The following is a 24,899-nucleotide window of genomic DNA, read 5'->3' as shown; positions in this document are numbered from 1 at the left end:
TAAAACCATATGACCATATTATCATGACTTACAGATGAGATTAGTAGCTCCTTATCATTTGTATCACTACTTGTAGTACAACCATAGCTATGTTACAATTAAAGTAACTGTTTTTATGGTGAGATGTATGCCCACATGGGTAGGAGGTGGAAAGAATGGATATTGCTTTGAAATTGCTGCTCGTTGTTTTCTCGATCGGTCTAATCACTGTAGTATTGCTGCAGCACGGGAAAAGCGCTGGTCTGGCGGGTGCCATCTCCGGTGGTGCGGAACATCTTTTCGGTAAAACGAAAGCGCGCGGATTGGATCTCTTCCTGCAACGTGCAACGGTGGTACTGGGTGCAGGATTTATGATTTTGTCTATTGTTGTTACGGTGGCTTCCAAGTAAGAATTGGAACTGATGTTCAATGAATAGCTTAAGCTAATGGCTTAATTGATGAACCTTCGTTTCGTGAAGAAACGGGGGTTTTTTAATAAATTCTTACGCGTCCAAACTTTTCCAATGATCTAATAGACTCCATAACTTTCGGTCTTCTTCTCGCTTCTGTTCAGATTTCCTTCCTTAGCATTGCAACACACCCCTATCATGTATGGCACTGCCTCTCTTACCCTTTACGTGAACTGATTTCCTACTAATGTATATCCAATGTACAGAAAAATTACGGATGTAGTTCTGTTTCAGATGCGTACATTACGTGTATCGCATAAAATGATCAGTAGAGATACGTGAAAGCGTGATTATAGAGGAGAGCCAGGCAACTGTGGTTTTTTTGCAGGGTACGGATGGGCCGGATTGAATTCGTGTATACTAGGGTATGAGATAGTATGGTTGCGCTACTACACTCTACACTACAATGACATGGCATGCTTGAAATTGGTAAGGAATCCGATACATAAAGAGATGAGACCAGATTACACTTTTATGTTTCCCGAGGTGAATATATTAATGATAACAGAACAACAATTGCTCGACTTTATGCGGGATACCGCTTATAAACCCATGACTTATCAGGAGTTGGAACAGCACTTCGCGATTGAAGATGCAGCTGATTTCAAAGCCTTTTTGATTATGCTCAATACGCTGGAGGAATCCGGCAAAGTTTTATTGACTCGCAACAACCGCTACGGCATGCCTGAACGCATGGATTTGGTGCGTGGACGTTTGCAGGCTCATGCCAAAGGGTTCGCTTTCCTCATTCCTGAGGATCGGGAGCACCCGGATGTGTACATTCACGCGAATGATATGAAGAGTGCGATGAATGGTGATACGGTTTTGGTGAAAGTAACGTCTCAGGGACCTTCTGGCGGTCGCCTGGAGGGCGAGATTATTCGAATTGTGACTCATGCGGTGACACAGGTAGTAGGTGTGTTCCAAAGCCATGAGGTGTACGGATTCGTCATTCCCGATGACAAACGGATTAATCGGGATATTTTCATTCCGCGTACTAGCTTTGCAGGGGCTGTTGATGGTCAAAAAGTCGTTGCACGTATTGTCAGCTACCCTGAGGGTCGTGCTGCTGCTGAAGGTGAAGTGATCGAGATTCTTGGTCATAAGGATGAGCCGGGCATTGATATTTTGTCAGTCATTCGCAAACATCAGCTGCCAGAAGCTTTCCCGGACGAAGTGGTCGAAGAAGCGGAGAAAGCACCAGACTCCATTACAGATGAAGAAATCGTGCAACAGGGTCGCCGCGATCTGCGTGAACTTAACATTGTTACGATTGATGGCGAGGACGCCAAAGATCTGGATGATGCTGTCAACGTAGAGAAGCTGCCTAATGGTAACTACCGTCTGGGTGTTCATATTGCCGATGTGGGTTATTATGTGCAGGAGAATTCCAAGCTGGATCAAGAAGCCTACAACCGCGGATGCAGTGTGTATCTGGTGGACCGGGTTATTCCGATGTTGCCACAGCGTTTATCCAACGGAATCTGTAGTTTGAACCCACAGGTAGACCGCTTGACTCTGTCCTGTGAGATGGAGTTCAACGACCAGATGAAGGTTGTGAAACACGATATTTTCACGAGCGTAATCAAAACCAAAGAGCGGATGACATATTCCAACGTTCGTAAAATTCTTGAAGGTGAAGAGCCTGAGTTGCTTGAGCGCTACAAGGATCTGGTGGATGATTTCCATCTGATGAAAGAGATTGCCTTGAAACTGCGTGCTATGCGTATGCGCCGTGGGGCAGTTGATTTTGATTTTGAAGAATCTAAAATTATTGTGGACGCGGAATGTAAACCGGTCGATATCGTGAAACGGGAGCGTTCGATTGCGGAGCAAATTATTGAAGAGTTCATGCTCGCGGCTAATGAAACTGTGGCAGAGCATTTCAATTGGTTGAAAGTTCCCTTCATCTATCGTGTGCATGAAGAACCGGATCAGGAAAAACTCCAAAATTTCCTCGCCTTTGCGGCGAATTTCGGACACCAGGTTAAAGGACGTGGCAATGCCATTCATCCACGTGCCCTTCAATCCCTGCTTGAAGATATTAGCGGTACAAAGGAACAGACGGTTATTAGCACGATGATGCTGCGTTCCATGAAGCAGGCGAAGTATGATTCCGCGATGTCGGGTCACTTTGGCCTCGCAGCAGAATTCTATAGTCACTTTACATCTCCAATTCGTCGTTATCCCGATCTGGTCATTCACCGCGTCATTCGCGAAGTGATTGAGAACAATGGGGTTCTCCCAGAGAACCGTCAGGAGTATCTTGCTGGCCGCATGTCCGATATTGCGCAGCAATCTTCGGAACGTGAACGTGTGGCGGTAGAAGCTGAACGTGATACGGAGAAAATGAAGAAAGCGGAGTACATGCTCGACAAAGTAGGCGAAGAGTTTGAAGGCATGATCAGCAGTGTGACCAGCTTCGGTATGTTCATTGAACTGGAGAACACGGTTGAAGGTCTGACACGTATGAGCGCGCTCACAGACGACTATTACCATTTTGACGATCAACATATGGCTCTGATTGGTGAACGTACCTCGAAAGTTTTCCGCATCGGTGATGAAGTGAAAATCCGTGTGGCACGTGTAAGCATGGAAGAGTATACGATTGATTTCGAAATGGTGGATATGAAACCTCGCGGCGAACGTCCTGGTGGCTTCGGTGGCGGTCGTGGTGGCAAAGGTGGACGTCCTGCTGGTGGCGGTGCCGGCCGTGCTGGGGCAAAAAGTGGACCTGGTGGATTCAGCGGATCTCGCAGTGGCAAAGGTGGCTCTGCAAGTGCCGGTGGTAACCGTGGCGGAAGATCATCGGAAGAGAGCAGCAAAGGTGGACGTGGCGGACGAGGTCCAGCAAATGCGGGCACGGGTACCAGTACCGGTACAGGCTCGTCAGGTGGCTATGCTGGTAAAGGCGGAGGCAAACCTAAGAATGAGCGTCGTGCTGGTGAAGCTGGCGGATCGACTGGCCGGGGCAAAGGCGCGGTAAGCTTTGGTTTTGGCTCAGGTAAAGGCGGATATAGCACTACAGCCGGTGCCGGTGGGCAGGATAACGGCCCCTCGAGTGAACAAGGAAGTGGTCTGAACAGCGGCAGCGGTCGTGGTGAAGGAAGCTTCAAGTCCGGTAAGGGCGGCGGCAAAGGTGGCAAAGGCGGAAGTGGACGTAAGAATACCTCGCCTAGCGGCGTATTTATCGGCGAAGCAGCAACACCTGGTGGCGCTCAGGAAGGTGGAGCACCACGACGCAAGCGTAAGAAGAACAAAGGTGAGTCTGCTAACGGCACAGCGGCTTTTGTACGGAAAAAGAAAAAGTAAGGCCGTATCCGCTAGTGTGATGCATGTTTAAGGGAAGTTTTTTGGACAAGAGGAAGGCAATTCAAGGACGTGCGTTGTTGTTTCTCATCATCTGAAAATGGTGTAATGGAAGGGGGCGGCTAAAGTCGCCTCTTTCTTGATTTTAACAGCTGTACTTGCTACAATTAAAGTCTGGCACAGGTCCTTTGGTGCAACATGGATTCGTTGTTATAGGGCGGGATATTAGCTTATTTTACGGAGAAGGAGTGAGGACATGGGCAAGAATGATGGACAGAGTAAAGTGCTCGCACAGAACAAAAAGGCTTCCCATGACTACTTCATTGAAGATACGTATGAAGCGGGCATGGTGCTTACTGGAACGGAGATTAAATCGCTTCGTAACGCCCGAGCGAATATTGGTGATGCATTTGCCACCATTCGTAACGGTGAGATTCATATTCACAATATGCATATTAGTCCTTTTGAACAAGGAAATCGTAATAATCCCATCGATCCAACACGTACGCGCAAATTGCTGATGCACAAAGTGCAGATTCATAAGTTGCTCGGGCTGTCGAAGCAGGATGGATACAGTATTGTGCCGTTGAAGATCTATATCCGCAATGGCTACGCAAAGCTGTTGCTTGGATTGGGTAAAGGTAAGAAACAGTACGACAAACGTGAAACTGCTGCCAAGAGGGATGCACAACGTGATATCCAACGGGCAATGCGTGAGAAGCAGAAGGTTGCTCGTTAAGTGGATGTTGGGCGTGTGAACGGGTGCTTCATCGGCTGATAAGTTGAAAATCAGCTAGATGAAGCAGTGAAAAGTGAAATACAGGATAGAAAGTCTCAAGGTTTGTCCTGTTAAGGGCAAGATTGAGGCTTTTTTATTCGTTTTTGGTTAGGTAAAGTACAGCCTATTGATGGAAAGATTCATCGTTTGCCGATAGCTGGATAACTCATAGGGCTCTGAAGTTCTTAGGCGAAACCTTTTGTTTTTGGTAGGGACTGTGTGTGTAATATTTCGACTTTTGTTTCAAGTACATATGGTCAAGATTAGCTATCACGATACAGGTCGTCACGCCATAATGATGTTATACACGGATGCAAGAGTGTTCTTGCTTAGTTTCACTGATTTGTGGGTAAGATACAGGTACCGATGTTCTTGAGCCGATATGGTAAACTTTACTTCCAGTTGGCGACGCGGTATAATGTGTAGACGATTGAGCGTGTTGTATTGGATATATCTGTACACGTGTTCAGCCTGCTGGAATGTCTTCCAGCAATCTGTACTATATCGGCAATCTGGCCTATGTTATGATTACTCATGTAGCAGACAGGAATGCCGAGTTTGTAAGAAGCATCTTTTTACCTTGGAGGAAAAAGATGTGCAGTACCTTTGCTCCGTATTCACGAATTAATCCTGGAGCCCTTCTTATATGAGGGGGCGTTTATGGATTCGACGGGGATAGTTCGAGCATAGGTAGCGGGTAGTGGGGACGCGTCCGCTTCATCAACGCTAAAGCCTATTAAACGGCAAACAACAAACAAACTACGCTTTCGCAGCCTAAGAAACTGTGTGCGTGCTTCTAACCTGCATCGCCCATGTGACAGGACTAGGGGCTAACAAGTAGTGGGATACGCTGTCACATCTCCGCCTGGGGTGTGCTGAAGAAGACAATCAGGCTGACCCAACGTATAGCCGGTTACAGGGCGATACTCGGGTGACATCAAAACTGTGACTACACCCGTAGAAGCTTATGTGTCGTTATCTTCGGACAGGGGTTCGACTCCCCTCGCCTCCATTAGTACGATCAGTGAGACCGCCTGAAAAGGCGGTCTTTTCTGTGTTTTGTGGACGTTTTAGGGTACATTGCGGTTGGGAAAGCTTGATATGTAAGGGATTAGAGTGATGACTGTTGGATGTAACTCGTGTTGCCGGGTCAAATGCTGTAGCTCCGTAAACGTCTCATCCCAAGTTCGATGCGGCTTCACGTCGCCGCGATAGTACATCTCTGCTAGATGCCAAGCATCTGCAGCGTCGGTTTTAACTTTGCGTAACTGCGTTCCCTTGGCTCGCTTGGATTGCAAGGGATTCACAATGTAGTAGGTGTAGCCACTCCGATTCAGACAGGATACCAAGGCACGATGGTAATGCCCAGTCGCCTCCAAAACGACCACTGGAGCAACACCGGTTTCGGCTTGAAGCGCACCTAGCATCTCCGTGAATTGTTCGAATCCACTCGCAACATGCGCAATGACTATAGCCTTGCCAACGGGCTCATTTCGTTTTTGAAACGCCTGTATCACACTTGAACCTTTAGCGACATCTACACCAACAACAGGTTCCATGTTCTCACTCCTTATCTTTCGTTTTGCCGGTCCTTTCCACGATGGTTCCAAACCCATAGCTTCGCTTGTTATACGGGGTCAACTGCCCCTACCAGCCCAAACATGGTCTTTTGGAGGTGTCGTGGGAGAACTGTTTTTGTTACGAGGTCCTTGCCCCTAAAGCCACCACGTTCTCCCGGCTTCCCCCATCGTAAAACGACCACAAAAAAAGGCCAACCAGTAATTACTGGCTAACCTGATAATACGAAAAGATACCTTAGCAACGTCATCCGAGCTAAGGTATCTCAATGAACTAATTTTTGTTTTTTCAACTGTCTACTTGACAGGGAGCGGTTCAGAAGGAATGACCTACTATGCTTTAAATTTCATTGATTAGATAAGCAAAAGTGTCTATATTACGTAATCAAACAAAATGAGAATCGGAGGTCTTCTTTTGAATATATTTTCTAAAGGATACGAGATCCAAAAGGATGCCCCTAAACCAATAGAGTGGGAAGAATATGAAAATAGATCTAAAGAAGAGTTTTTAAGTTTACTTGAATCATTCGGGGATGATGAGAAAATATTTCAAGTATTCCTTGAGAAAAATCCATCTTATGTACCAGGAGCTCTAGAACTTTTTGGACAGTCCGGGCATTATCCCTATATGCACACTTTAATTTCTCAACCTCCAATCGGAAATCCCTTTAAAAAGGTTCCTGATTTTCTTTGGTTAGCCAATAGTAGTCTTACCTTTTCGCCGGTATTTATTGAAATTGAAAAACCTTCAAAAGTTATGTACAACAAAGATGGTACTTTTAACGCACAATTTTCACAGGCTATTGGTCAAATTTATGAATGGAAAGCGATTCTCAATAATGCTGTCAATCAATTATCGTTTTTCGATTTCTTTAATATCCCTCAGGAATTAAGACAATTAACATTTAATCCTCAGTTTTTGCTTGTTTACGGTAGAAGGTATGAATATCAAAATAATGAACTACTGAGTGGTAAAAGAGCAGCATTGCGTCAAGATAATATAGAGATTATGTCTTTTGATAGACTTCGTCCGATAAGAGACTACTATCAGTTTACTTCGTGTAAGGTACGTAACAAGAAATATTGGGCAGAACATATTCCTTCTACCTTTAAATATCGTGCTGATTGTGCTAAAGAACTTATTTGTCTCAATGGTTTTAAAGAAAAAATACAAGAGATAAATTACATCTCAAGTGCTCGAAAAGAATTCCTCGATGCTAGGTACGATTATTGGATAGATTATGGGAAAAGTTTGCGTAGTAATGGTCTTACGATTAGTGGTGAAGGGGAATAAAATTTCAAAAGATCCTATGTTCAAAAAACGTTTGTATTGGGCGTTAGATTCGCTAAAATACTTTTTAAGATGAAGCACCCAATCTTATCTCTTACAAAAGTGTATATCTAAAGATACTTAAATGAATTTCCCGCTTTTATCTTAGTTATAATACGATAGTCATTTTATATATTCTTACTTCCCCGATTTTGTAACCATGTAGTTCTCTACCCAGCCTTCGGCTTAAATTTTTCTAAGCTACGTATGCAAAAAGGCCAGCAGCGATGAGTATCTCGCTACTGGCCTTTTTTTCGAACTCTCCTGTACCCTCAACGTAATCGAATCAGCGTACCATTCTCTTCGACATAATCTTCCGGGTATAGTTGCTTACGAGGGATATCTTCTACGGTTGCTCCATACTCCTCCAACAAAATCAACGCATCCTCATTCAGCATCGACTTTACCAAGTGAACGCCAGCGTTAGGATCGACTCCATATTGTATCAAGGTCTGAATCATGTGGATTTGGTCATTGGCTATAGTGATCCTGGAAGGCTGGGAACGGGAATCGGATAAACCTAAGCTTCCCAAAGCACCGCCATTGGTACAGCAGAATGATTTAAGTTACTGGACCCAATATTAAGAAGGCGTTTATATGGGCGGGCACATTCTTATTCATACGAAGCATCTTTTTTTGTATATTTATAGACTGATCAAATCGGCTGGCAAGTGTACTGAAATTTGTCTGAGGACAAGAAAATATTCACAGTAAGAGTCGCTATTTTAGCGGCACATGTAGGTGAATATCTAAATAAAAAAACGTATGTATTTTAAACCTCTATAAGTGCCATAACACATGACCTCCAGCGATTACTTTTCGAACAACCGAAAAATACCTTGATTTCCTGAATAACCCAGTTCATAATATGTATGATATTACATACTTTATTAGGAGGGTTTTTATGATTAAAAAAATGTTATCATCTTTACTTGTTTCCGCACTTATTGTTACAGGAAGTTCTGCTGCTTTTGCTTCGCCAGATGAAAGTGCCAAAGCTCCCACTATACAAACTAATTCGATCAGCAAAGATTTGTATACTGTTGATGGAGATTTCCTTGGTAGTTTGAACAAAACCACAACTATAGAACAAGTAACTGATGAAAACGGTAAAGCTTCGTATACCTCTACTGTGACTAAGGGTTACGAACTAACAGAAGCATATGCAGCTATTCCCGCATATGCAGAAAAATTCGCAGATTCAACCGAAATTAAAACATTTTCTATTAATGAAGAAAATGAAGTAGAAGTCAATGGCGAAGTGATCTCAGAAAATGATTTCCCTTCAATCTCAATGAGCCGCCCTGGTGTCGGTGGTGCTTCATTCGCATTAAACTCTAACGATGCTGGTGGACCTCCTACAATTTCCCATTACTACAGCAACAGTGATAGAACTAGATATACATTTGGTACATATAGTGGTGTATCTTTTAAATTTGATCATGGGGTATATGTTGGCCCTACTGGAAGCAATGCTTCCAGAACCAGTATAACGAAGAGTAATAATTATTTCTATGAAGCTAAAGCAGCTATGGATTCCGCTGAAACTAATTATCGTGACACTTATGTAAGTGCGGCATCGTTTTCGTTCGCAGCTACTCTTACATTTTTCTCTATGGGTAATGTACTTACATTTTTACCTGCTGGAGGTGCACTTGGATTTGCTGCAGTAGACCTTTACAATACTTTTAGCGATCTTCAAGATGATGTTGCAGATGCCTATTATGCTGTCTCGCATATGTAACTATTATACGTAATTATTCAGATCTTTAGATTTTTTCATGCATTTGATACAAATTAAAGACAATAAAGGAACCTACTACTCCATTTTATTTTGGTAAAGAGGTTCCTTTATTTTGTTTATGGAGTTATTGTTATTAATAGCATAAATAATACAAGGGGCGTGATATTATTAACTGGACAGTTTTTGTAGGCTTGGGTTTATATATTTACATTGTTATATTAGTGAGTTACCGGTTGATAAAAAAAGATACAACAAAACACCATATATCGAACATAGCATTCTTAATACTCTCTATTATTTGCATAAACGCGATAGATTCAGTAAACATATTTAGACCGATAATTATGCTGGTTACGTTTGTGATTTTAGTTATATATGTATCTATTTTAACTATAAAAATTGTTAAGAAGAGACTGGATTAATGAACCGGTCTCTTATGTTCTTCTATATATAGATCTCTTTACCGAGCGATGCAAATTTTTCTTCGATACTTTCTGTTTCTTCTCTTATGCGTGAGATCCGGGAACGATTGTATATAACCATTTTGTGATGCCAGTGGCTTTAAGGTAATTAAGGCTTCATCAATGATTTTATTTGAAACTCCTGAAGATCCTGAAACAGAAAAAACTTTTTCCAATGTCAGTCCATTTTCATACAAATTTTGATAGGCGTTCAAGCTGAGAGTCGTTCGATTGTATTAGAGTACTAACCCTTGCGTATCCGATAATTCGTTCAGTCATAGGGTCCTCCTAGGGATTTTCCTTCTATGTATAGGCGAATCGGCTTTTATAAGATATTAAGTACCATATGGGGGTCGATGCCCCTTGCCTCCATTAGAGTCAAAAGCCATCAACCAGTGTTCTGGTTGGTGGTTTTTTAGTTTATGATATAATAAACAGAAATTTAGATTGGGGGACTCAAGATGTTTGAAAATCGAGAAAAGCTCCAAGAAATTTTGAAAAAAGCCAATCAACATGCACGGAAACAAGCCAAAGAATCAGGTGCCTCTATTTATTATATAAAGAACAACAAACGCGTTCGTGAGGATGCTGCGGGTAATAAATTCGAAATTATATTTGATGCTACTGGGAAACGCCAAGAGTTTGAGTATCATGAGTGAAATCAGACCAGTCATGACTGTGTTTGCTGGAACCAATGGAGCAGGGATTGCACACTCAGTATGCAAATGAGAGATTGGCTTGATGAACTGGTAGATCCCGATCAGATCGCAAGAGAGTTGAAACCAGATAACCCTCGTAGTGCTGATCTTTCTGCTGGAAGGGAAGCTGTGAAAAGAATTCGCTCGCTCATAAAAAATGGTGAGAACTTTGCCATAGAAACGACATTGTCTGGATCATTCGTTCTAAAACATATGGAAGTCGCTAAAGAGAAAAGTTACGAAATTGTCCTGTATTACATCGGCCTTCAAGATGTCCAGATGCATATAGATCGTGTTGAGCAGGGTGGTCATTGGATTGCTGAAGAAGATATTCGTTATCGATATGGTGAGTCGTTGAAGAACCTTACACCAGCTCTAGCCATCGCGGATCAAGTTATCATCATTGATAATACATACGAGCCTTTAATTGTTGCGGAAATCATGCAGAGTAATTTGGTCTATTGTGTTGAGTCCATACCTGCTTGGGCTAATCCTGTTCTTGTTGGATACTAATACTCGGATGACATCAAAACTGTGACTACACCCGTAGAAGCTTATGTGCCGTTATCTTCGGACAGGGGTTCGACTCCCCTCGCCTCCATTAGAGTCAAGAAACCACCAACCAGTATTCTGGGTGGTGGTTTTTCAGTTTATGATGGAAAGATACTCCGTTTCTCTCATGCCCAGTCCGACTAGTTCTGGGGAGCGGATCATAGTGGCTCAGCATGCTGGACCTGCAGCGCTGCACATGGAATAATAAGGTTATCATAGCCAAGCTGTAATGGAGAGGAGTTCATGAGTTCATGATCAACATATCGTTAATAGATCGGGTATCCGTTCGGGAAAAGGTCGTGGCCTTCACGTTTGATGATGGCCCACATCCGGTATACACGCATCAATTGCTTGAAATTTTCCGTAATGCAGGTGGAAGGGCGACTTTTTTCATGATTGGCAAGGAGATAGAGGTTTACCCAGAGATTGCGGCGGAGGTGCACAGTGAAGGACATGAGATTGCCAACCACACCTACGCACATCCAGATCTAACCAAGTTGACACTGGAGCAAGCTGGAGAGGAACTGCAATGTGCTGAAATCCTCATACGAAAAGTAACAGGGAAACCTGCGAAGTGTTTTAGACCGCCGTACTTTGGCGTGAATGATGATATCCTGTCCCTGGCTGCGGAGAGAGGTTACCGAACAATCGGTGCGGTCAACGGTGGTGCGAAAGATTGGGATAATCCTGGCGTCGATTACATTCTTGAGCACACCAGGCCTACGGCGGAGCCCGGCGGCATTTTCCTGTTTCATGATGGGTACGGGGAGCGTTCCCAGACCGTGGAAGCTGTTCGTGTGCTGGTCGAGGAACTGGCGGAAGAGGGGTATCGTTTCGTAACGGTAAGCGAATTGTTGGCAAGCTCTTGTGATGTTTGACGAGCCGGATTAAAAGAATACTAAGCGCTAGGATTGATTCCGAGTAAAGGTGTTTGGCAATAATTAATTCCATGAGAAAGTCACCGGTCGATAGCGAAGAAATAACTATTTGAGCAACGCACATGAGCAAAATGATATTCTAGAAAGAGACCTCAAAGGTCTCTTTTTTGGTATCTTTGAGATCAAGAAGGGACGAATTTAGGATTTAGCGCCCGTGCACAGGGAATGAAACAACGAGCACCGCATTGAAATCTGCGCAAAGGTTTCATCGTCCATAACTGTAATGTACATTTAGTGTTAATTGTTAAACAGGGGTTCCGTTCGAAGTAAGTAGTTGCCCCTTACCTCAGCAGTCCAATTTGCAAAGACCTCTCTCCATTGAACACTGTTAAAGAAATCGTCTACGGATTGGTTGTCGGAATCCCAGTCAACAAATATGTTAAGCGGTGTAATTCCTCCAGCCCAAATTCCATTATTGACGTCTGTTCCCTTCTCTCTAACTAATAAGATGGGAATGCCAAATTGAAAAGCCATAGCAGGTTCGATTTGGGAAAAAGTCGATCCTTCCCAGAACGGAGTGCTCGTTGGCGGCGGCCCCACATTGGATTGGAGAATTTGAACAAAAAACCTGCGGAAGTTGATCGCGAGCAAACCGTAGCTTGAAAAAACCAAGCGTCGTATATTCGTCAGGATGTTTTCCGGATATTGTTCGCTTACAGGCAATGTGCGAGGGAATAGCAATGCATCTTCAATTTCCGCAATGAGACGATTCAGAAATTGTCCTTGCAGGTCATTTACCGTGTTTGTTGTACTCAAAAACATGGGGATACGAAAGGCACGATCCACGCATGTTTTGATCGCCGATGATGTGTCCTTTTCATTAATGGGGGCTTTGGATTTGAGGAGGAAATCCTTGAATGACCGCGGACAGGTGGAAGCTCTGTTACAATGCTTACGGGAGAAAGCTTTCTCATAGGAAATTGCTGAGTCTTAGCCTTATTTTTTGTATTACTCAATGTTCACATCTCCAATGCTAAAGAATCTGATTTATAGTTAACCCCAGTCTATGTACATTAGCCCATTTGTGTTACGGAAAACTCATGAAGGGTGCACCTCATTTGGCCACATCAATCGATGGATGTAGTATCTTGAGATTTTACTTCGTACTAGAAACTAATCTATAATAGTAAGCTAAACTAAACGGAGTCAGGAGGAAACAATGGACTTTATCAGAAATCAACTAGAGGGACTTGGCATGAGTGAACCATCCATTGGATATCTTTCGAACATAATTACGATTATTTTTATAGCGGTGATCTCAGTACTGGCTAACTTTATTGCCAAAAAAATTGTACTGAAGACGATTAATCATCTCGTCAATAACAATCGCTACAAATGGGGCAATATCATTGTGGAGAAGAAGTTGTTCCACAAGCTGTCGCATCTCGTGCCAGCCGTTATCATCTATTATTCTGCTTATATTTTTCCAGCCTATCAGGCCTTGATTGAGAAGTCTGCGATGACATACATGATTATTATCATGATCACGGTACTCAACGCGCTGCTCAATGTGTTTGATGACATCTATCGTTCATACGAAGTGTCCAAGATCCGACCGATTAAGGGATATATTCAGGTCGCTAAAATTGTCCTATTCATCATTGGTGGCATTATTGTCATCTCGAACCTGATCGGCCAGAATCCGTTGATCATTCTTAGTGGACTTGGTGCGTTATCGGCGGTACTGATGTTGGTTTTCAAGGACTCCATATTGGGTCTGGTGGCTGGTATCCAATTATCATCGAATGATATGGTACGAGTAGGGGATTGGATTGAGATGCCTAAGTACGATGCAGACGGCGACGTGATCGATATCACCTTAAACACGGTAAAGGTCATGAACTTTGATAAAACGATTACGATGATTCCAAGCTATGCTCTCATATCGGATTCGTTCAAGAATTGGAGAGGCATGCAGATTTCCGGCGGCAGAAGGATTAAGCGAAGCGTCTACATTGATACAAGCAGCATAAGCTTTTGTACTCAGGAAATGATTGTGGAATTCGAGAAGATTCACTATCTTAAAGAGTATGTCACGACAAAGTTAGATGAAATTAACGCTTACAACGTGGAACACCATGTGAATATGGAAAGCAATGTGAATGGCAGACAGCTCACGAATGTGGGCGTATTCAGAGAATATATCCATCAATATTTAAGAAATCATCCAAAAATTCATAAGGATATGACGCTGATCGTCAGACAGTTAGCTCCGGGAGATAAGGGATTACCGCTCGAAATCTATGCTTTCAGCAATGATACCGCCTGGGGAGTATATGAAACGGTTCAAGCCGATATTTTTGACCACATTTTTGCTGTTGCATCGACCTTTGGACTTCGTGCTTTTCAGAACCCAACGGGCCATGATATCGTTCAACTTAAAGAAAACAAAACATACTCGCGAGAGTATTAACAAGATATATCAAAATATCTGTGACGGCCACCCTATTGGTGGTCGTTTTTACGTTCGCATGTTGCCGGAAGTAGCGGCGAAATTGGTTGATGGGCACGAAGCGAACGTTCAAGAATGGATTGGAGGTCTGAAGCGCGAAATGGTGTACCCTTTTAGATTCTGTAGCATTTTCTGATGGGTGTTGAGAGAAAAATAAAACAAGTAGACAATATGTATTTGTTTACAATATAATCTAATTAATTCCATATTCTGAAGGGGGTGATTTGGATATTTTTCTGAGCAGGCGTGTCTAAGAACGTGGGAAAAGTTTGAAATCTCTTTGGCGTGCTAACTTATTCAAGGAAATGGAGGGAGAATGAAATGAAGAAAACATTGTTTTCTGCTATTATGATTACGCTTTTATCAGGATCGATTGTGGGTGCGGCTTTGGCGGATAATTACGAGTCGAATGACACTTTGAGCACCGCGTATAAAATCCCGACGCAAACGGTGGCCACTCCCTACGGTCCGGCTTACTGGGGTGGAAATGCCTGGTCCTATCTATCATCCCCGACAGATGTAGATTACTTTACATTCAGAGGGCATGGCAAAAATGTCGTACTGAGTTCTCCTTCCGGTTATGATTACGATTTGTACGCCTATGACAGTGCCGGAAATTTGGTTGCTTCTTCTACGAATACGTCAGGAGCGGATACAGTTCTTGTCGATTACAATAATGTTTATTTTAAAGTGGTAAGCAAAGATGGACGATACAGCGATACCGATGCTTACAGCGTAACCTTTTATAAAAGGGATGTTTGGTTGCCGTGACCAGATAGTGAGGGCATAATAACGTCAGGTGAATCCATTTCATAATACCTTTAGCTGCTTCAATCAAGGCTAGATCTAGTTACAAAAGTATTGATTTAATGAGTTATGAAATTGATTTAGGTATCGTTAAATTTAATGCTTCTGTCTCACGAATAGGAACTCTACCACCTCACTGAGGGAGTAGAGTTCTTATTTTATAGGGCAATTGGTCTTTACCAGCCAACCTTCTCTTTGCCTGAATAAAGAAGAGGATGGAATTCATTTGATTCAAGCGCGTATGGAGGGGTAGAATAAATGAGAAGGCATACACCTTTTTCCATATCGGCTCGTAACCCTTTCGCAAAGGAGAGTGTTCAGATGAATCATACAATCCCTCAATACACGTTAAATGATGGCTTGAAAGTTCCTGCAATGGGGTTCGGTACATACACTCTCAAAGGAGAGGAAGGCGTCAAATCGATCGTATCTGCCATGGATGCGGGGTATCGGTTGATGGATACGGCCTACAACTATGAGAACGAGGCGACGGTTGGCAAAGCAATCAAGCAGAGTTCCGTTGTCAGAGATGAACTGCTGATTACCTCGAAGCTGCCGGGGCGCTACCATACGTATGATAAGGCATTGGTTGCTATTCAAGAATCCTTGTATAGAGCCGATCTGGATTATTACGATCTGTACCTGATTCACTGGCCGAACCCCAAACAGGACAAGTATGTGGAGGCTTGGCAAGCGCTGATTGAAGCGAAGAAACGCGGATATATCCGTTCCATCGGTGTAAGTAATTTCCTGCCAGAGCATAATGAACGTTTGATTAAGGAGACCGGCGTAGCACCGAGCCTGAATCAGATTGAACTGCATCCATTCTTTGACCAAGCGGTTCAACGGGAACAGGACGCGAAGCATGGCATTGTGAATGAATCCTGGAGCCCGATTGGGCGTGGCAATGATGCCGTACAGGATATCGTCAAAGACGACAAAATTCTCCGCATCGCGGAAGCTTATGGCAAAACACCTACCCAGATTATTTTGCGCTGGCACACCCAATTAGGCTCCATTCCAATTCCGAAGGCAAGTTCACTCCAACATCAGCAGGAGAATATTGATATCTTCGATTTCGAGCTGAACGCTGAGGAGATGGAGGTCATCTCTTCATTTAACCGTCCGGATGGACGCTTGTGGGACCAAGACCCGAGTAAATACGAAGAATTTTAAAATGATCCAATCATGCAAAGCAGTGATTATCCCATGAGGGGATATCACTGCTTTTTAGGTTCAGTACGGAACAAGTTGTGGAGATAAGCTCATTGTGATAGACAGGGTTGTGGCTATAATGATACATATGGTGAAGATCGTACAGTCGTATAGAGCGGGGGGCAACAATGTTCATACCATGGATTCAAGCATTGCAGTCATTCATTCGCAGCAAGCCCAAAAAATTAGCCTTCAAAATACCATTTGCCTACTTCCTGATCATCTTGCTTACCGTTGCATTCAGCTACGTGGTACTGAGCCAAATATCGGCGAACTCGGCGCAGAAGAAAATTAATGAGACGTCGCTACAGACCATCACCTCCATTCAAACGAATGTGGAGTTGATCATTGAGAATGTAAACAACTATTCCAAAATGATCTTCTCGGATCCTAATCTGCAAAACTTATTGAGACAAGGTGACGTATATGCCAATTTGCAGACTCAGGCGAAAGTAAGTGCATACTTGTACAACCTTATGCAAGCGGTTCCAATGATTGACTCGGTATATATTTACGATAACTCGGGGCATCGTTTTACCGTGGGAACCGAAGAATTACCTTCCTTTCTGGAAGCGAATGTGGAGGAATCTTCCTGGTACGAAGAGGCGGTGAACAACAAGGGGAAATATATGCTGATACGCAATAGAATAGAGTCTGTTTCCGCAGAGTCAGTAGATAAGCAAGTGGTCTCCTTCATTCGGATGATTCGGGATCTCGATGATACCTCTCCCCTTGGGGTGCTGGTTATGAATATCAAAGGAGAATCCTTCGCCCAGGCGTATGCCAATCTTATTAACCAGGATTCATTCCAGATTGCCATTCTGGATGAGCATAATCAGATCATTGTAGATAATTCCACGGTTGATCCGGGCAATACCACCTTTCAGGAAATTCTGGCTATACACCAGGATGAACTGGAGCAACATTTTCAGCAAAGTAGTTCAGGGTCTCTCACGCTTAACAGCGGATCACAGAAATATGCAGTCTCATATAGGTCAGATGGGAATGAACATTGGAAGTTCATTAGTATGAATTCGTATGACAGGGTAGATACCCGAAACAAGTCACTTGTTTTGCTGGCACTTCTTCTGCTGATTATCAACGGAACGGTTTTCTTTGTCAGTTCATTTATACTTTCGAATAGTATTATCAAGCCCATTCATAAGTTGTTGCGTTCCATGAACAAGGCGCCGAGCGGCAATTTGAGGAAAGTGAATGTGGAACCGAACAGCTATGAGTTTGAACAACTATATCTGGGTTACAACCAGATGATTGAACAGATTGACCAGATGCTGAAACGCATGCTGGAGGAACAGAACACCATCCGCCGAGCTGAACTGAACACGCTCCAAGCCCAGATTAAGCCTCATTTTTTATATAACACGCTGGATTCCATAACTTCATTGGCCTTGTCTGGACAAAATCATCAGGTATGCGAGCTTCTGGAAGCACTAGGGAATTATTATCGCATGAGTGTCAGCAAAGGTCGTGAGATCATCACCATTGGGGAAGAAGTCGAGATTGTGCGAAACTACATGAGAATTCAGGCAACGCGCTACCAGGATACGTTCGAGATCGAATTCCATGTGGACGAGGACTGTTTACTAACGCCTATTCCCAAGCTTGTGTTGCAGCCTTTGGTTGAAAATTCACTCTATCATGGAATCCGCCCCAGAGGCACAAAGGGAACCATTTGCATTATGGCTAACCCCATCAAAGGCGGGGTTAGCCTGTCCATCTCCGATGATGGAGTTGGCATGTCGGAAGAAGAGATCACTCAGATTCTCCATACAGAGAGAACCGGAGAGATTAGAAGTTTTGGCCTGTGGGGAACGATGGAACGCCTGCGAATATTTTATGGCGTACAAGACGGCATGACGATAGAGAGTGAACCGGGGAAAGGAACAACCATAACGATAAAAATACCGAATGGAGCAGATGAATCATGGAACCATTAAACGTGTTGATCGTGGACGATGAGTATCTGATACGGAATTTGTTGCGTATGCGCATTGATTGGGAGAAGCAAGGGATGAGGATTGTAGGCGAAGCCTCCAATGCGCAGGAGGCGCTTGAATGGGTAGATCAGCAGAAGCCGGATATTATTTTTACAGATATTTATATGCCTAAGATGGACGGAATTGAATTGAGTCGCCTAATTCTGGAGAAGCATCCAGATATCAAAATTGTGGTCGTTACGGGTCATGATGAGTTTGAGTATGCACGGAAGAGCATTCAAATAGGCATCGTGGATTTTATATTAAAACCTATTCGTTCTGCTGAACTTCTTACCGTCACGGACAAGCTCAAGGCAATGATTGGTGAAGAGCGAAAGCGGGAAGCGGAAGTATGGAAACTCAGAGCAGATCTGGAACAGAATTTCCCGTATCTCAGAGAGAAGTTTCTGTTGCAATGGTTAAATGGCACGCTCACGCAGATGGAATTGAGGGAGAAGGCTGTATTCTTTAACATGCCGATGCTTATAAAGAGCTGTGATATTCAGGTCGCTGTTGTGGAGATCAGGGGCGCCTCCCAAGAGCTGGAGGAACCGTTGATATTGCTCCGCATGAAATGTAGCGATGAAATCGAATCATTTTACCAAGGGGAACCCCATGTTGTGACTCTAACGGATACACAGAACCGAATCGTGATCATCGTCCTGAACGAGGCCGTGGATCTTACTCCGGATGGCGAAGCACTTATACGATACCTGACCCAATCATATCCATGCTCCGTAAGTATGGGCATCGGGCGTCAACATGGTTGTGCCGAGGAGGTCGAGGAATCCTATCAGGAAGCCTGCCGCGCTTTGCATTATCAGGCTTTTGTCGGTAAAAATCAGGTTGTGTATTTCGAAGATATGGTGAATTACAGCGAGCAGCCTTATCAGTCCAATGCAGAACTGCTCCAGCAATTGCAATTTTGTATCAGTACCGGTTCTTCCGCGCGTGCCGTCGAAGTGCTGAACGATATCTTTAACGTTTCCTTCTCCAGTGTGACACAGTTCCGCTTCGCGGCTATGGATGTGATTACCGAATGTCAGCGAGTGGTATTGGAGCAGCAGATCGAAAGTGTGCAAGTGTTCAACAAGGAAGCATGGGTCTCCATTCTTGAGGTTGATCATCTCCCGGAACTGCGAACACGACTGGAATTTTACGTTCGATATGTATCCGAAGCTGTGCACTCCAAAAATGAGATTAAGGAAGACCAACTGATTAGTCAGGTGAAGGCTTATCTGGAAGATCAACTGGGTGATCCCCAAGTGGGGCTGGCGAGTACGGCGGCTTTCTTTTTTGTCAGTCCGGGCCATCTGGGAAGGTTGATGAAGAAGGAGACCGGAAAAACCTTTGTGGAGTACCTTACCAATCTGCGGATGAAAAAGGCAAAGACACTGTTGATACAGACCGAATTGAAGGGGTATGAGATTGGCGAAAGGGTGGGCATTAGGGACCCGCAATATTTCAGTGTGTTGTTTAAAAAGAGCATGGGCAGATCCATGAATGAGTATAGACAACATAAATCTTAGTCAAGATGTTTGAATTTTACGAGTGATTGCGCGTTTTTTAAATGGTGATATCTGGATGGTTTCCTTAAAATAATAGAAGAATATCATACCTGATTAGGGAGGTCATAAAGAAAATGAAAGCGCTATTAAAAAGATCATTGGGCATAATGCTTGCTTTGGGCATTGCAGGTAGCCTGGCCGCATGTTCATCCGGATCATCTGAGGAAGCAGGTTCAGGAGACAAGGGAGTTGTTACCTTGAAGCTGTGGGATCAATCTGTAGGAAACACAGATCCATCGGCCAAACTATTACCGCAAATCATCGAGAAATGGAATAATGAACATCCCGATATTCAGGTTGTACGGACAGGTACGACCGGAGAGCAGTACAAAACCAAAATCAAGACATCCATTGCGGCAGGCGAGGCACCTGATCTGTTCTACGGCATGGGTGGCGGGAGCTTCATGGAGCCTTATATCAAGTCTGGAAATGTACTGGAGATCACCAAGTATGTTGATGATGATCTCAAGAAACAGATGGCCCCAGGCATGGCAGAAGCGATTGAAAAGGATGGAAAAATCTACACCCTTCCGGTCTACACCCATATCGCCAATCTCTATGTAAATACAGAGTTGTTCGATCAGGCAGGGGCCAAGCTGCCGACAACCTATGCTGAACTGCTTGAAGCAGTGGAGAAGTTGAAAGCAGCTGGGATCACCCCGGCTCTGATGGGAGAGAAGGATCGTTGGCCTGGCATGTACTGGTATGACATCATTGCGATGCGGCAGGCAGGGAATGAAGCGGTCATTGAAGCGTTCAAAGATCCTGCGAAATGGAACTCGCCTGATTTTGTAGCAGCGGCAACGAAAATGCAGGAGCTGGCTAAAGTGGGAGCGTTCAACAGCAGCATGTTCAGTATGGGTTATGATGAAATGCTGGGTGCCTTCAATGCTGGGAACGGCGCGATGATGTTCCAGGCCAACTGGGTCAATGCAGGAATTGAAGATCCATCCTCTTCAACCAAGGGCAATGTTAAGGTCATTCCGTTTCCGGTCTTTGAAGATGGCAAAGGGAAATCCAGTGAAATTTTCGGCGGAGCGGTGGATGGCTTCTATATTAGTAATAACACCAAGCATGCCGATGAAGCGGTTGAATTCCTCAAGTATCTGAGCGAGCAGCTCGGTACCCAGGGTTACTTGGCAGGGGCAGGACTTCCCAGCTGGAATACAGACGATCTGGATACATCAGGACTATCCACGCTGGATCAATCGAGTGCGGACATCATGAAGTCGGCAACCTCATTCATTGCCTGGTGGGACAACATTCTGCCTGCGGAATCTGCGGAGGCCCATAAGAACCTGATCGCACAGCTTCTGGCTGGCGACGTTACTCCTGCGGAATTCTGCGAACAGATGGCTCAGCTTAAACCCACGGAATTGAGTCTCTGATTCATGTATACCCAATCAAGATGCAGTGAGGTGAATTCCCTGCTGCATCTTGGAGAGGAGAACGACAATGAACTCGGTATTTTCCAATAAGACAACGATTGCAATATTTGTATTGCCTACACTTTTATTGTTTTGCACCATCGTGCTCATTCCCATTTTCATCTCCAGTTATTACAGTTTGCTGGATTGGGATGGCATAGGTAAAGGTGTGTTTATCGGACTGGATAATTATGTTGAAATGTTCAAAGACTCCCGTGTACTGAACTCAATCAAGAATTCACTGTTGTTCGCAGGTGCTTCGGTGTTCATTCAATTGCCGATATCCCTGCTGCTGGCTTTGATATTGGCATCAAGTATAAAGGGAGAAGGTTTTTATCGTACAGTTTATTTTGTACCGGTACTGATCTCCACTGTGGTGATTGCCCAGCTGTGGTCCAAAATCTATAATGCGGACTACGGTCTTCTGAATGCTTTGCTGGAGAGTGTGGGGCTATCCCATCTGGCACAGGACTGGCTAGGGCAAAAAAGTACAGCCCTTGCGGCTTCATTCGTTCCGACCTTGTGGCAATATGTTGGCTATCACATGCTCTTGATGTATGCAGGGGCCAAGTCCATTTCGCAGGATATTGTGGAAGCGGCCAAAATGGATGGTGCCTCCCGCTTGCGGACAGCCTTATCCATCACCATTCCACTGATGAAGCCCATTCTCAAAGTATGTCTGATCTTCTCGGTCATCGGAGCTTTTAAAGTATTCGATCTGATCTATGTACTGACGGGCGGCGGACCATTGTTTGCTACCGAGGTTCCAAGCACCATCATGTATTCTACGATTTTTAATACGTACAGGTATGGCTACGGAAGTGCGATATCCGTCTTTATCATTCTGGAGTGTCTGGTATGCACCGTGATGATTAATAAATGGTTCAAAACCGACTAGGGGGTGAGAAAATTGAGTACGGTTGAAGTGGTAGTTTCGTCCCACCATAAACCCCAGACTAAACCCGTGGGAAGAATACTGTTACATTTGTTTTTGATTATCGTAGCAATCATACAGATGTATCCGCTCGTCTGGCTGGCTTTTTTCTCCCTGAAGGATAATAGCGAGATATTTAGCGGTGATGTTGCAGCCCTTCCCAAATCATTTCTATGGAGCAACTATACGAAGGCGTTGTCAGAAGGCCATGTCTTGAGTTATTTTTTCAACAGTGTGCTGGTGACGGGCATCTCCATTATTTTTGTATTAATTCTCGCCTCCATGACGGGATATGCCATTACACGGATGAACTGGAAATGGAGCAGTCTCACGATGACACTGATCCTTCTGGGCATGATGGTCCCTATTCACGCCACACTGCTACCGCTGTTCATCCTGTTGAAAAATATGGGGTTACTAAACACCTATTGGTCGTTGATTATTCCTTACGTCGCTTTTGGTATTCCGATGGCCGTCTTTATTTTAGGCAGCTTTTTTAAAGGGGTCCCACGTGAGCTGGAAGAAGCCGCGGTCATGGATGGATGCGGGATATACAGAACATTCTTCTGGATCATCATGCCGATGGTACGTCCAGCGGTATCCACGGTAGCGATCTTTACTTTTCTCGCCTGTTGGAACGAGTTGATGTTTGCGGTTACCTTCATTAATAATGAAGCGTATCAGACCCTGACTGTGGGCATGATGTCGATGGTGGGCACGTACATTACGCAGTGGGGCATTATTGGGGCAGGACTAATGATCACGACCTTGCCTACGATCGTTATTTATCTGTTGCTTAACAAACAAGTACAGAAGAGCATGATCTCGGGTGCCATCAAAGGGTAGTTTTGTCCTGTTCTGTCCTGTCTTATCCTAGCTTATCCTAGCTTATGTTTTAAGGTATCTCGTGCCGGATTTGCATGAAAAAGAGCTGCCCCTGCGTCAGTATGAACCGCTCCCTGTCAAGTAGACAGTTGAAAAAACAAAAATTAGTTCATTGAGATACCTTAGCTCGGATGACGTGCTAAGGTATCTTTTTTTGTTATGCAGCTCTTCGGTATTCGTTCGGAGACAAGCCTTCCAAACACTCCGTGTAACGGTAGTTGTTGTAGTAGCGCATATAACGATCAACTGCCCTGTGAACATCTTCGTAGGTGTCATACTTCGTAAGATAATAACTTTCTGACTTATATGTACCCCAAAATCGTTCAATCGGCTGGTTATCCAAACAGCGACTCACACGAGACATGCTCTTGATAAATCCGTACTTCAACTGGAGCCTGTTATACTCATGAGACGTGTACTGAAAGCCTCTGTCGCTCTGAATCATGGGGGAAACATCCGGATTCTTGACGTACGCTTTTTTCAGCGTATCCATCACGAGTGTATTGTTGTTGAAATGACTCAGTACCCATGAAACAATGGAGTTATCGTACACATCTATAATGGCACTTAAATAAGCTTTACGTCCATTTCCGTATTTCAATTCGGTCACATCAGTAGACCATTTGACATTTGGAGCAGAGGCAGCGAAGTTGCGATTCATTTTATTTTCAGCCACATGGAGCGCGGTGGCGTTCACGTAATGTGGCCGTTTTTTACGAATGACTGCTTTCAGCCCGAGAGCACGCATGATTCGATAATAGCGCTTTTTGTTATACTTCTGATGCAGCTTTCGATTTAACTGGGTACGCATTTGACGATAGCCTAGAATCCCATCTCGCTTGTCATAACGACGCTTTACTTCTTTTGCCAGCATATATCCTTCACGTTCTCTGGCAGAAGGTGTCCACTTTAACCATTTATAATAGGCAGATCGAGCTACACCACCAAGCGCACATAACGCCGCAACGGTATATCCTTTTTCATGGTGTAGTTCTTGTATGGCTTGATACCACTTTACATGCCTGACCAAGGTTAGCGTGGTTTTCGTCGCTCGATCTCTGCCAACTTTTTTGCGAAAGCATTCTCCATCTCCAGGTATTCATTTCGGGCTTCCAGTTCTTTAATCCGCAGCTGGAGTCGTTCCTGCTCATCCAATTCTTCTACAGGCTTTTTACGACCTCTACGATCAAGAAGAGCCTCTTCTTGACCCGCTTGATATTTCCGAACCCATGCGTACACTTGCGGATAAGATACACCAAACTTCTCCATTGCTTTCTGATAGTCCAGGTCATTAGCGAGGGTATATTGCGCAATTTCAATACGTTCTTCGAAAGTGGTTTTACGTCCTTTATTCATATGAGATAGCCCTTTTCCTTTACGAGTAGGTTTTAATTCTATCTCTTGAGTATACTTGGTAATCCATTTCTTCAAAACACTTGTACTCGAAATATGATGTTTTTTTGTTGCAGCTGTTAAGGATAGATCACCAGACAAGACATCTCTGATCGCAGCAAGTCTCAATTCCCTTGAGTACGTTTTCCATGTTTTCGATTCTTTTAACCCACTCCATCCATGTGCCTTATATTTCCTTATCCAATCCGTGACAGAACTCTTGCTCACCCCAATTTGTTTAGCTTCCGAATTTGGGTTTGAATGGTGCTCAAGACAGCGCTGTACGGTGTGTAATTTGATTTTTAAAGAAATGGGACTTCTTTTAGACATGAGAAAGCTCCCCTCATAAATAGACGTAGAAGTTTTGTTTTTTTCTACTGTCTACT

Annotated in this window: 21 protein-coding genes, 1 other RNA gene and 1 pseudogene; 17 read left to right on the top strand and 6 right to left on the bottom strand. The window is 43.9% G+C overall.

The annotated features are described in order from the left end of the window. The first annotated feature begins 155 nt into the window (after window positions 1–155). The 3 genes from secG to smpB all read left to right on the top strand — a co-directional run bounded on the left by secG (window position 156) and on the right by smpB (window position 4,497). A complete protein-coding gene (gene secG / locus C0Q44_RS04775) occupies window positions 156–389 on the top strand; it encodes a preprotein translocase subunit SecG (protein ID WP_017691238.1) in 234 nt (77 codons plus the stop codon). Between the two features lie 558 nt (window positions 390–947). Continuing rightward, entirely contained in the window at window positions 948–3,761 is a 2,814-nt protein-coding gene (rnr, locus tag C0Q44_RS04770; RefSeq protein WP_105406265.1) for a ribonuclease R, read from the top strand. A gap of 253 nt (window positions 3,762–4,014) precedes the next feature. Then, the gene (gene smpB / locus C0Q44_RS04765) at window positions 4,015–4,497 is read left to right on the top strand and encodes an SsrA-binding protein SmpB (protein ID WP_105406264.1); all 483 of its coding nucleotides are present in this window, start codon (window positions 4,015–4,017) and stop codon (window positions 4,495–4,497) included. 431 nt (window positions 4,498–4,928) lie between these two features. Here the strand turns inward: smpB and C0Q44_RS30065 are convergent, their stop codons facing one another. Next, window positions 4,929–5,072 carry a hypothetical protein gene (locus C0Q44_RS30065; RefSeq protein WP_181150859.1) on the bottom strand — a complete coding sequence of 48 codons (144 nt, stop codon included), beginning with the start codon at window positions 5,070–5,072 and terminating at the stop codon, window positions 4,929–4,931. Window positions 5,073–5,186: 114 nt separating this feature from the next. On the opposite strand from C0Q44_RS30065, the gene ssrA reads away from it, so the two are divergent. Beyond that, window positions 5,187–5,551, top strand: a transfer-messenger RNA (tmRNA) gene (gene ssrA, locus C0Q44_RS04760). A 121-nt stretch (window positions 5,552–5,672) separates the two neighbouring features. Here ssrA and C0Q44_RS04755 read toward each other — a convergent pair. Then, window positions 5,673–6,095 (bottom strand): annotated as a pseudogene (locus C0Q44_RS04755) (IS110 family transposase); the annotation flags it as partial. Between the two features lie 433 nt (window positions 6,096–6,528). Between C0Q44_RS04755 and C0Q44_RS04750 the strand changes: the two are divergent. After that, entirely contained in the window at window positions 6,529–7,407 is an 879-nt protein-coding gene (locus C0Q44_RS04750; protein WP_181150858.1) for a Shedu anti-phage system protein SduA domain-containing protein, read from the top strand. 308 nt (window positions 7,408–7,715) lie between these two features. On the opposite strand, the gene C0Q44_RS29825 is transcribed toward C0Q44_RS04750, so the two are convergent. Beyond that, window positions 7,716–7,904: a hypothetical protein gene (locus tag C0Q44_RS29825; protein WP_146113424.1), complete on the bottom strand. Its 189-nt coding sequence runs from the start codon at window positions 7,902–7,904 to the stop codon at window positions 7,716–7,718. A gap of 443 nt (window positions 7,905–8,347) precedes the next feature. On the opposite strand from C0Q44_RS29825, the gene C0Q44_RS04745 reads away from it, so the two are divergent. The 4 genes from C0Q44_RS04745 (at window position 8,348) to C0Q44_RS04730 (ending at window position 11,776) form a co-directional block, all read left to right on the top strand. After that, window positions 8,348–9,187: a hypothetical protein gene (locus tag C0Q44_RS04745; RefSeq protein WP_105406262.1), complete on the top strand. Its 840-nt coding sequence runs from the start codon at window positions 8,348–8,350 to the stop codon at window positions 9,185–9,187. A 922-nt stretch (window positions 9,188–10,109) separates the two neighbouring features. Beyond that, on the top strand, window positions 10,110–10,307 hold the full coding sequence (locus C0Q44_RS04740; protein ID WP_105406261.1) for a hypothetical protein: 198 nt from the start codon (window positions 10,110–10,112) through the stop codon (window positions 10,305–10,307). Between the two features lie 66 nt (window positions 10,308–10,373). Continuing rightward, window positions 10,374–10,859: an ATPase gene (locus C0Q44_RS04735; protein ID WP_258166172.1), complete on the top strand. Its 486-nt coding sequence runs from the start codon at window positions 10,374–10,376 to the stop codon at window positions 10,857–10,859. A gap of 290 nt (window positions 10,860–11,149) precedes the next feature. Further along, complete coding sequence (locus C0Q44_RS04730; protein ID WP_105406260.1) at window positions 11,150–11,776, top strand: polysaccharide deacetylase family protein; 627 nt, start codon at window positions 11,150–11,152, stop codon at window positions 11,774–11,776. A gap of 297 nt (window positions 11,777–12,073) precedes the next feature. On the opposite strand, the gene C0Q44_RS04725 is transcribed toward C0Q44_RS04730, so the two are convergent. Beyond that, complete coding sequence (locus C0Q44_RS04725; protein ID WP_258166171.1) at window positions 12,074–12,598, bottom strand: hypothetical protein; 525 nt, start codon at window positions 12,596–12,598, stop codon at window positions 12,074–12,076. Window positions 12,599–12,995: 397 nt separating this feature from the next. Between C0Q44_RS04725 and C0Q44_RS04720 the strand changes: the two genes are divergently transcribed. The 8 genes from C0Q44_RS04720 (at window position 12,996) to C0Q44_RS04685 (ending at window position 23,082) form a co-directional block, all read left to right on the top strand. After that, on the top strand, window positions 12,996–14,249 hold the full coding sequence (locus tag C0Q44_RS04720) for a mechanosensitive ion channel family protein (RefSeq protein ID WP_105406258.1): 1,254 nt from the start codon (window positions 12,996–12,998) through the stop codon (window positions 14,247–14,249). A gap of 360 nt (window positions 14,250–14,609) precedes the next feature. After that, entirely contained in the window at window positions 14,610–15,059 is a 450-nt protein-coding gene (locus C0Q44_RS04715) for a hypothetical protein (protein ID WP_105406257.1), read from the top strand. A gap of 357 nt (window positions 15,060–15,416) precedes the next feature. Beyond that, window positions 15,417–16,271 carry an aldo/keto reductase gene (locus C0Q44_RS04710; protein WP_105406256.1) on the top strand — a complete coding sequence of 285 codons (855 nt, stop codon included), beginning with the start codon at window positions 15,417–15,419 and terminating at the stop codon, window positions 16,269–16,271. Window positions 16,272–16,438: 167 nt separating this feature from the next. Beyond that, window positions 16,439–18,268 carry a sensor histidine kinase gene (locus tag C0Q44_RS04705; RefSeq protein WP_105406255.1) on the top strand — a complete coding sequence of 610 codons (1,830 nt, stop codon included), beginning with the start codon at window positions 16,439–16,441 and terminating at the stop codon, window positions 18,266–18,268. After that, entirely contained in the window at window positions 18,256–19,836 is a 1,581-nt protein-coding gene (locus C0Q44_RS04700) for a response regulator (RefSeq protein WP_105406254.1), read from the top strand. Before C0Q44_RS04705 ends, C0Q44_RS04700 begins: the two co-directional genes overlap by 13 nt. 113 nt (window positions 19,837–19,949) lie before the next feature. Next, window positions 19,950–21,263 carry an extracellular solute-binding protein gene (locus C0Q44_RS04695; protein WP_105406253.1) on the top strand — a complete coding sequence of 438 codons (1,314 nt, stop codon included), beginning with the start codon at window positions 19,950–19,952 and terminating at the stop codon, window positions 21,261–21,263. A gap of 67 nt (window positions 21,264–21,330) precedes the next feature. Then, on the top strand, window positions 21,331–22,200 hold the full coding sequence (locus tag C0Q44_RS04690; protein WP_105406252.1) for a carbohydrate ABC transporter permease: 870 nt from the start codon (window positions 21,331–21,333) through the stop codon (window positions 22,198–22,200). Window positions 22,201–22,203: 3 nt separating this feature from the next. Further along, the gene (locus C0Q44_RS04685) at window positions 22,204–23,082 is read left to right on the top strand and encodes a carbohydrate ABC transporter permease (RefSeq protein WP_374955068.1); all 879 of its coding nucleotides are present in this window, start codon (window positions 22,204–22,206) and stop codon (window positions 23,080–23,082) included. Between the two features lie 196 nt (window positions 23,083–23,278). On the opposite strand, the gene C0Q44_RS04680 is transcribed toward C0Q44_RS04685, so the two are convergent. Both C0Q44_RS04680 and C0Q44_RS04675 read right to left on the bottom strand, forming a co-directional pair. Continuing rightward, entirely contained in the window at window positions 23,279–24,151 is an 873-nt protein-coding gene (locus C0Q44_RS04680) for an IS3 family transposase (RefSeq protein ID WP_181150857.1), read from the bottom strand. A 2-nt stretch (window positions 24,152–24,153) separates the two neighbouring features. Continuing rightward, a complete protein-coding gene (locus C0Q44_RS04675; RefSeq protein WP_105406249.1) occupies window positions 24,154–24,843 on the bottom strand; it encodes a helix-turn-helix domain-containing protein in 690 nt (229 codons plus the stop codon). Between the last annotated feature and the right edge of the window lie 56 nt (window positions 24,844–24,899).

Origin of the sequence: Paenibacillus sp. PCH8 (assembly GCF_002968835.1) — a bacterium.
Lineage (GTDB): Bacteria > Bacillota > Bacilli > Paenibacillales > Paenibacillaceae > Paenibacillus.
Note: the sequence above shows the minus strand (reverse complement) of the source record. Positions and strands in the feature narration are given on the sequence as shown.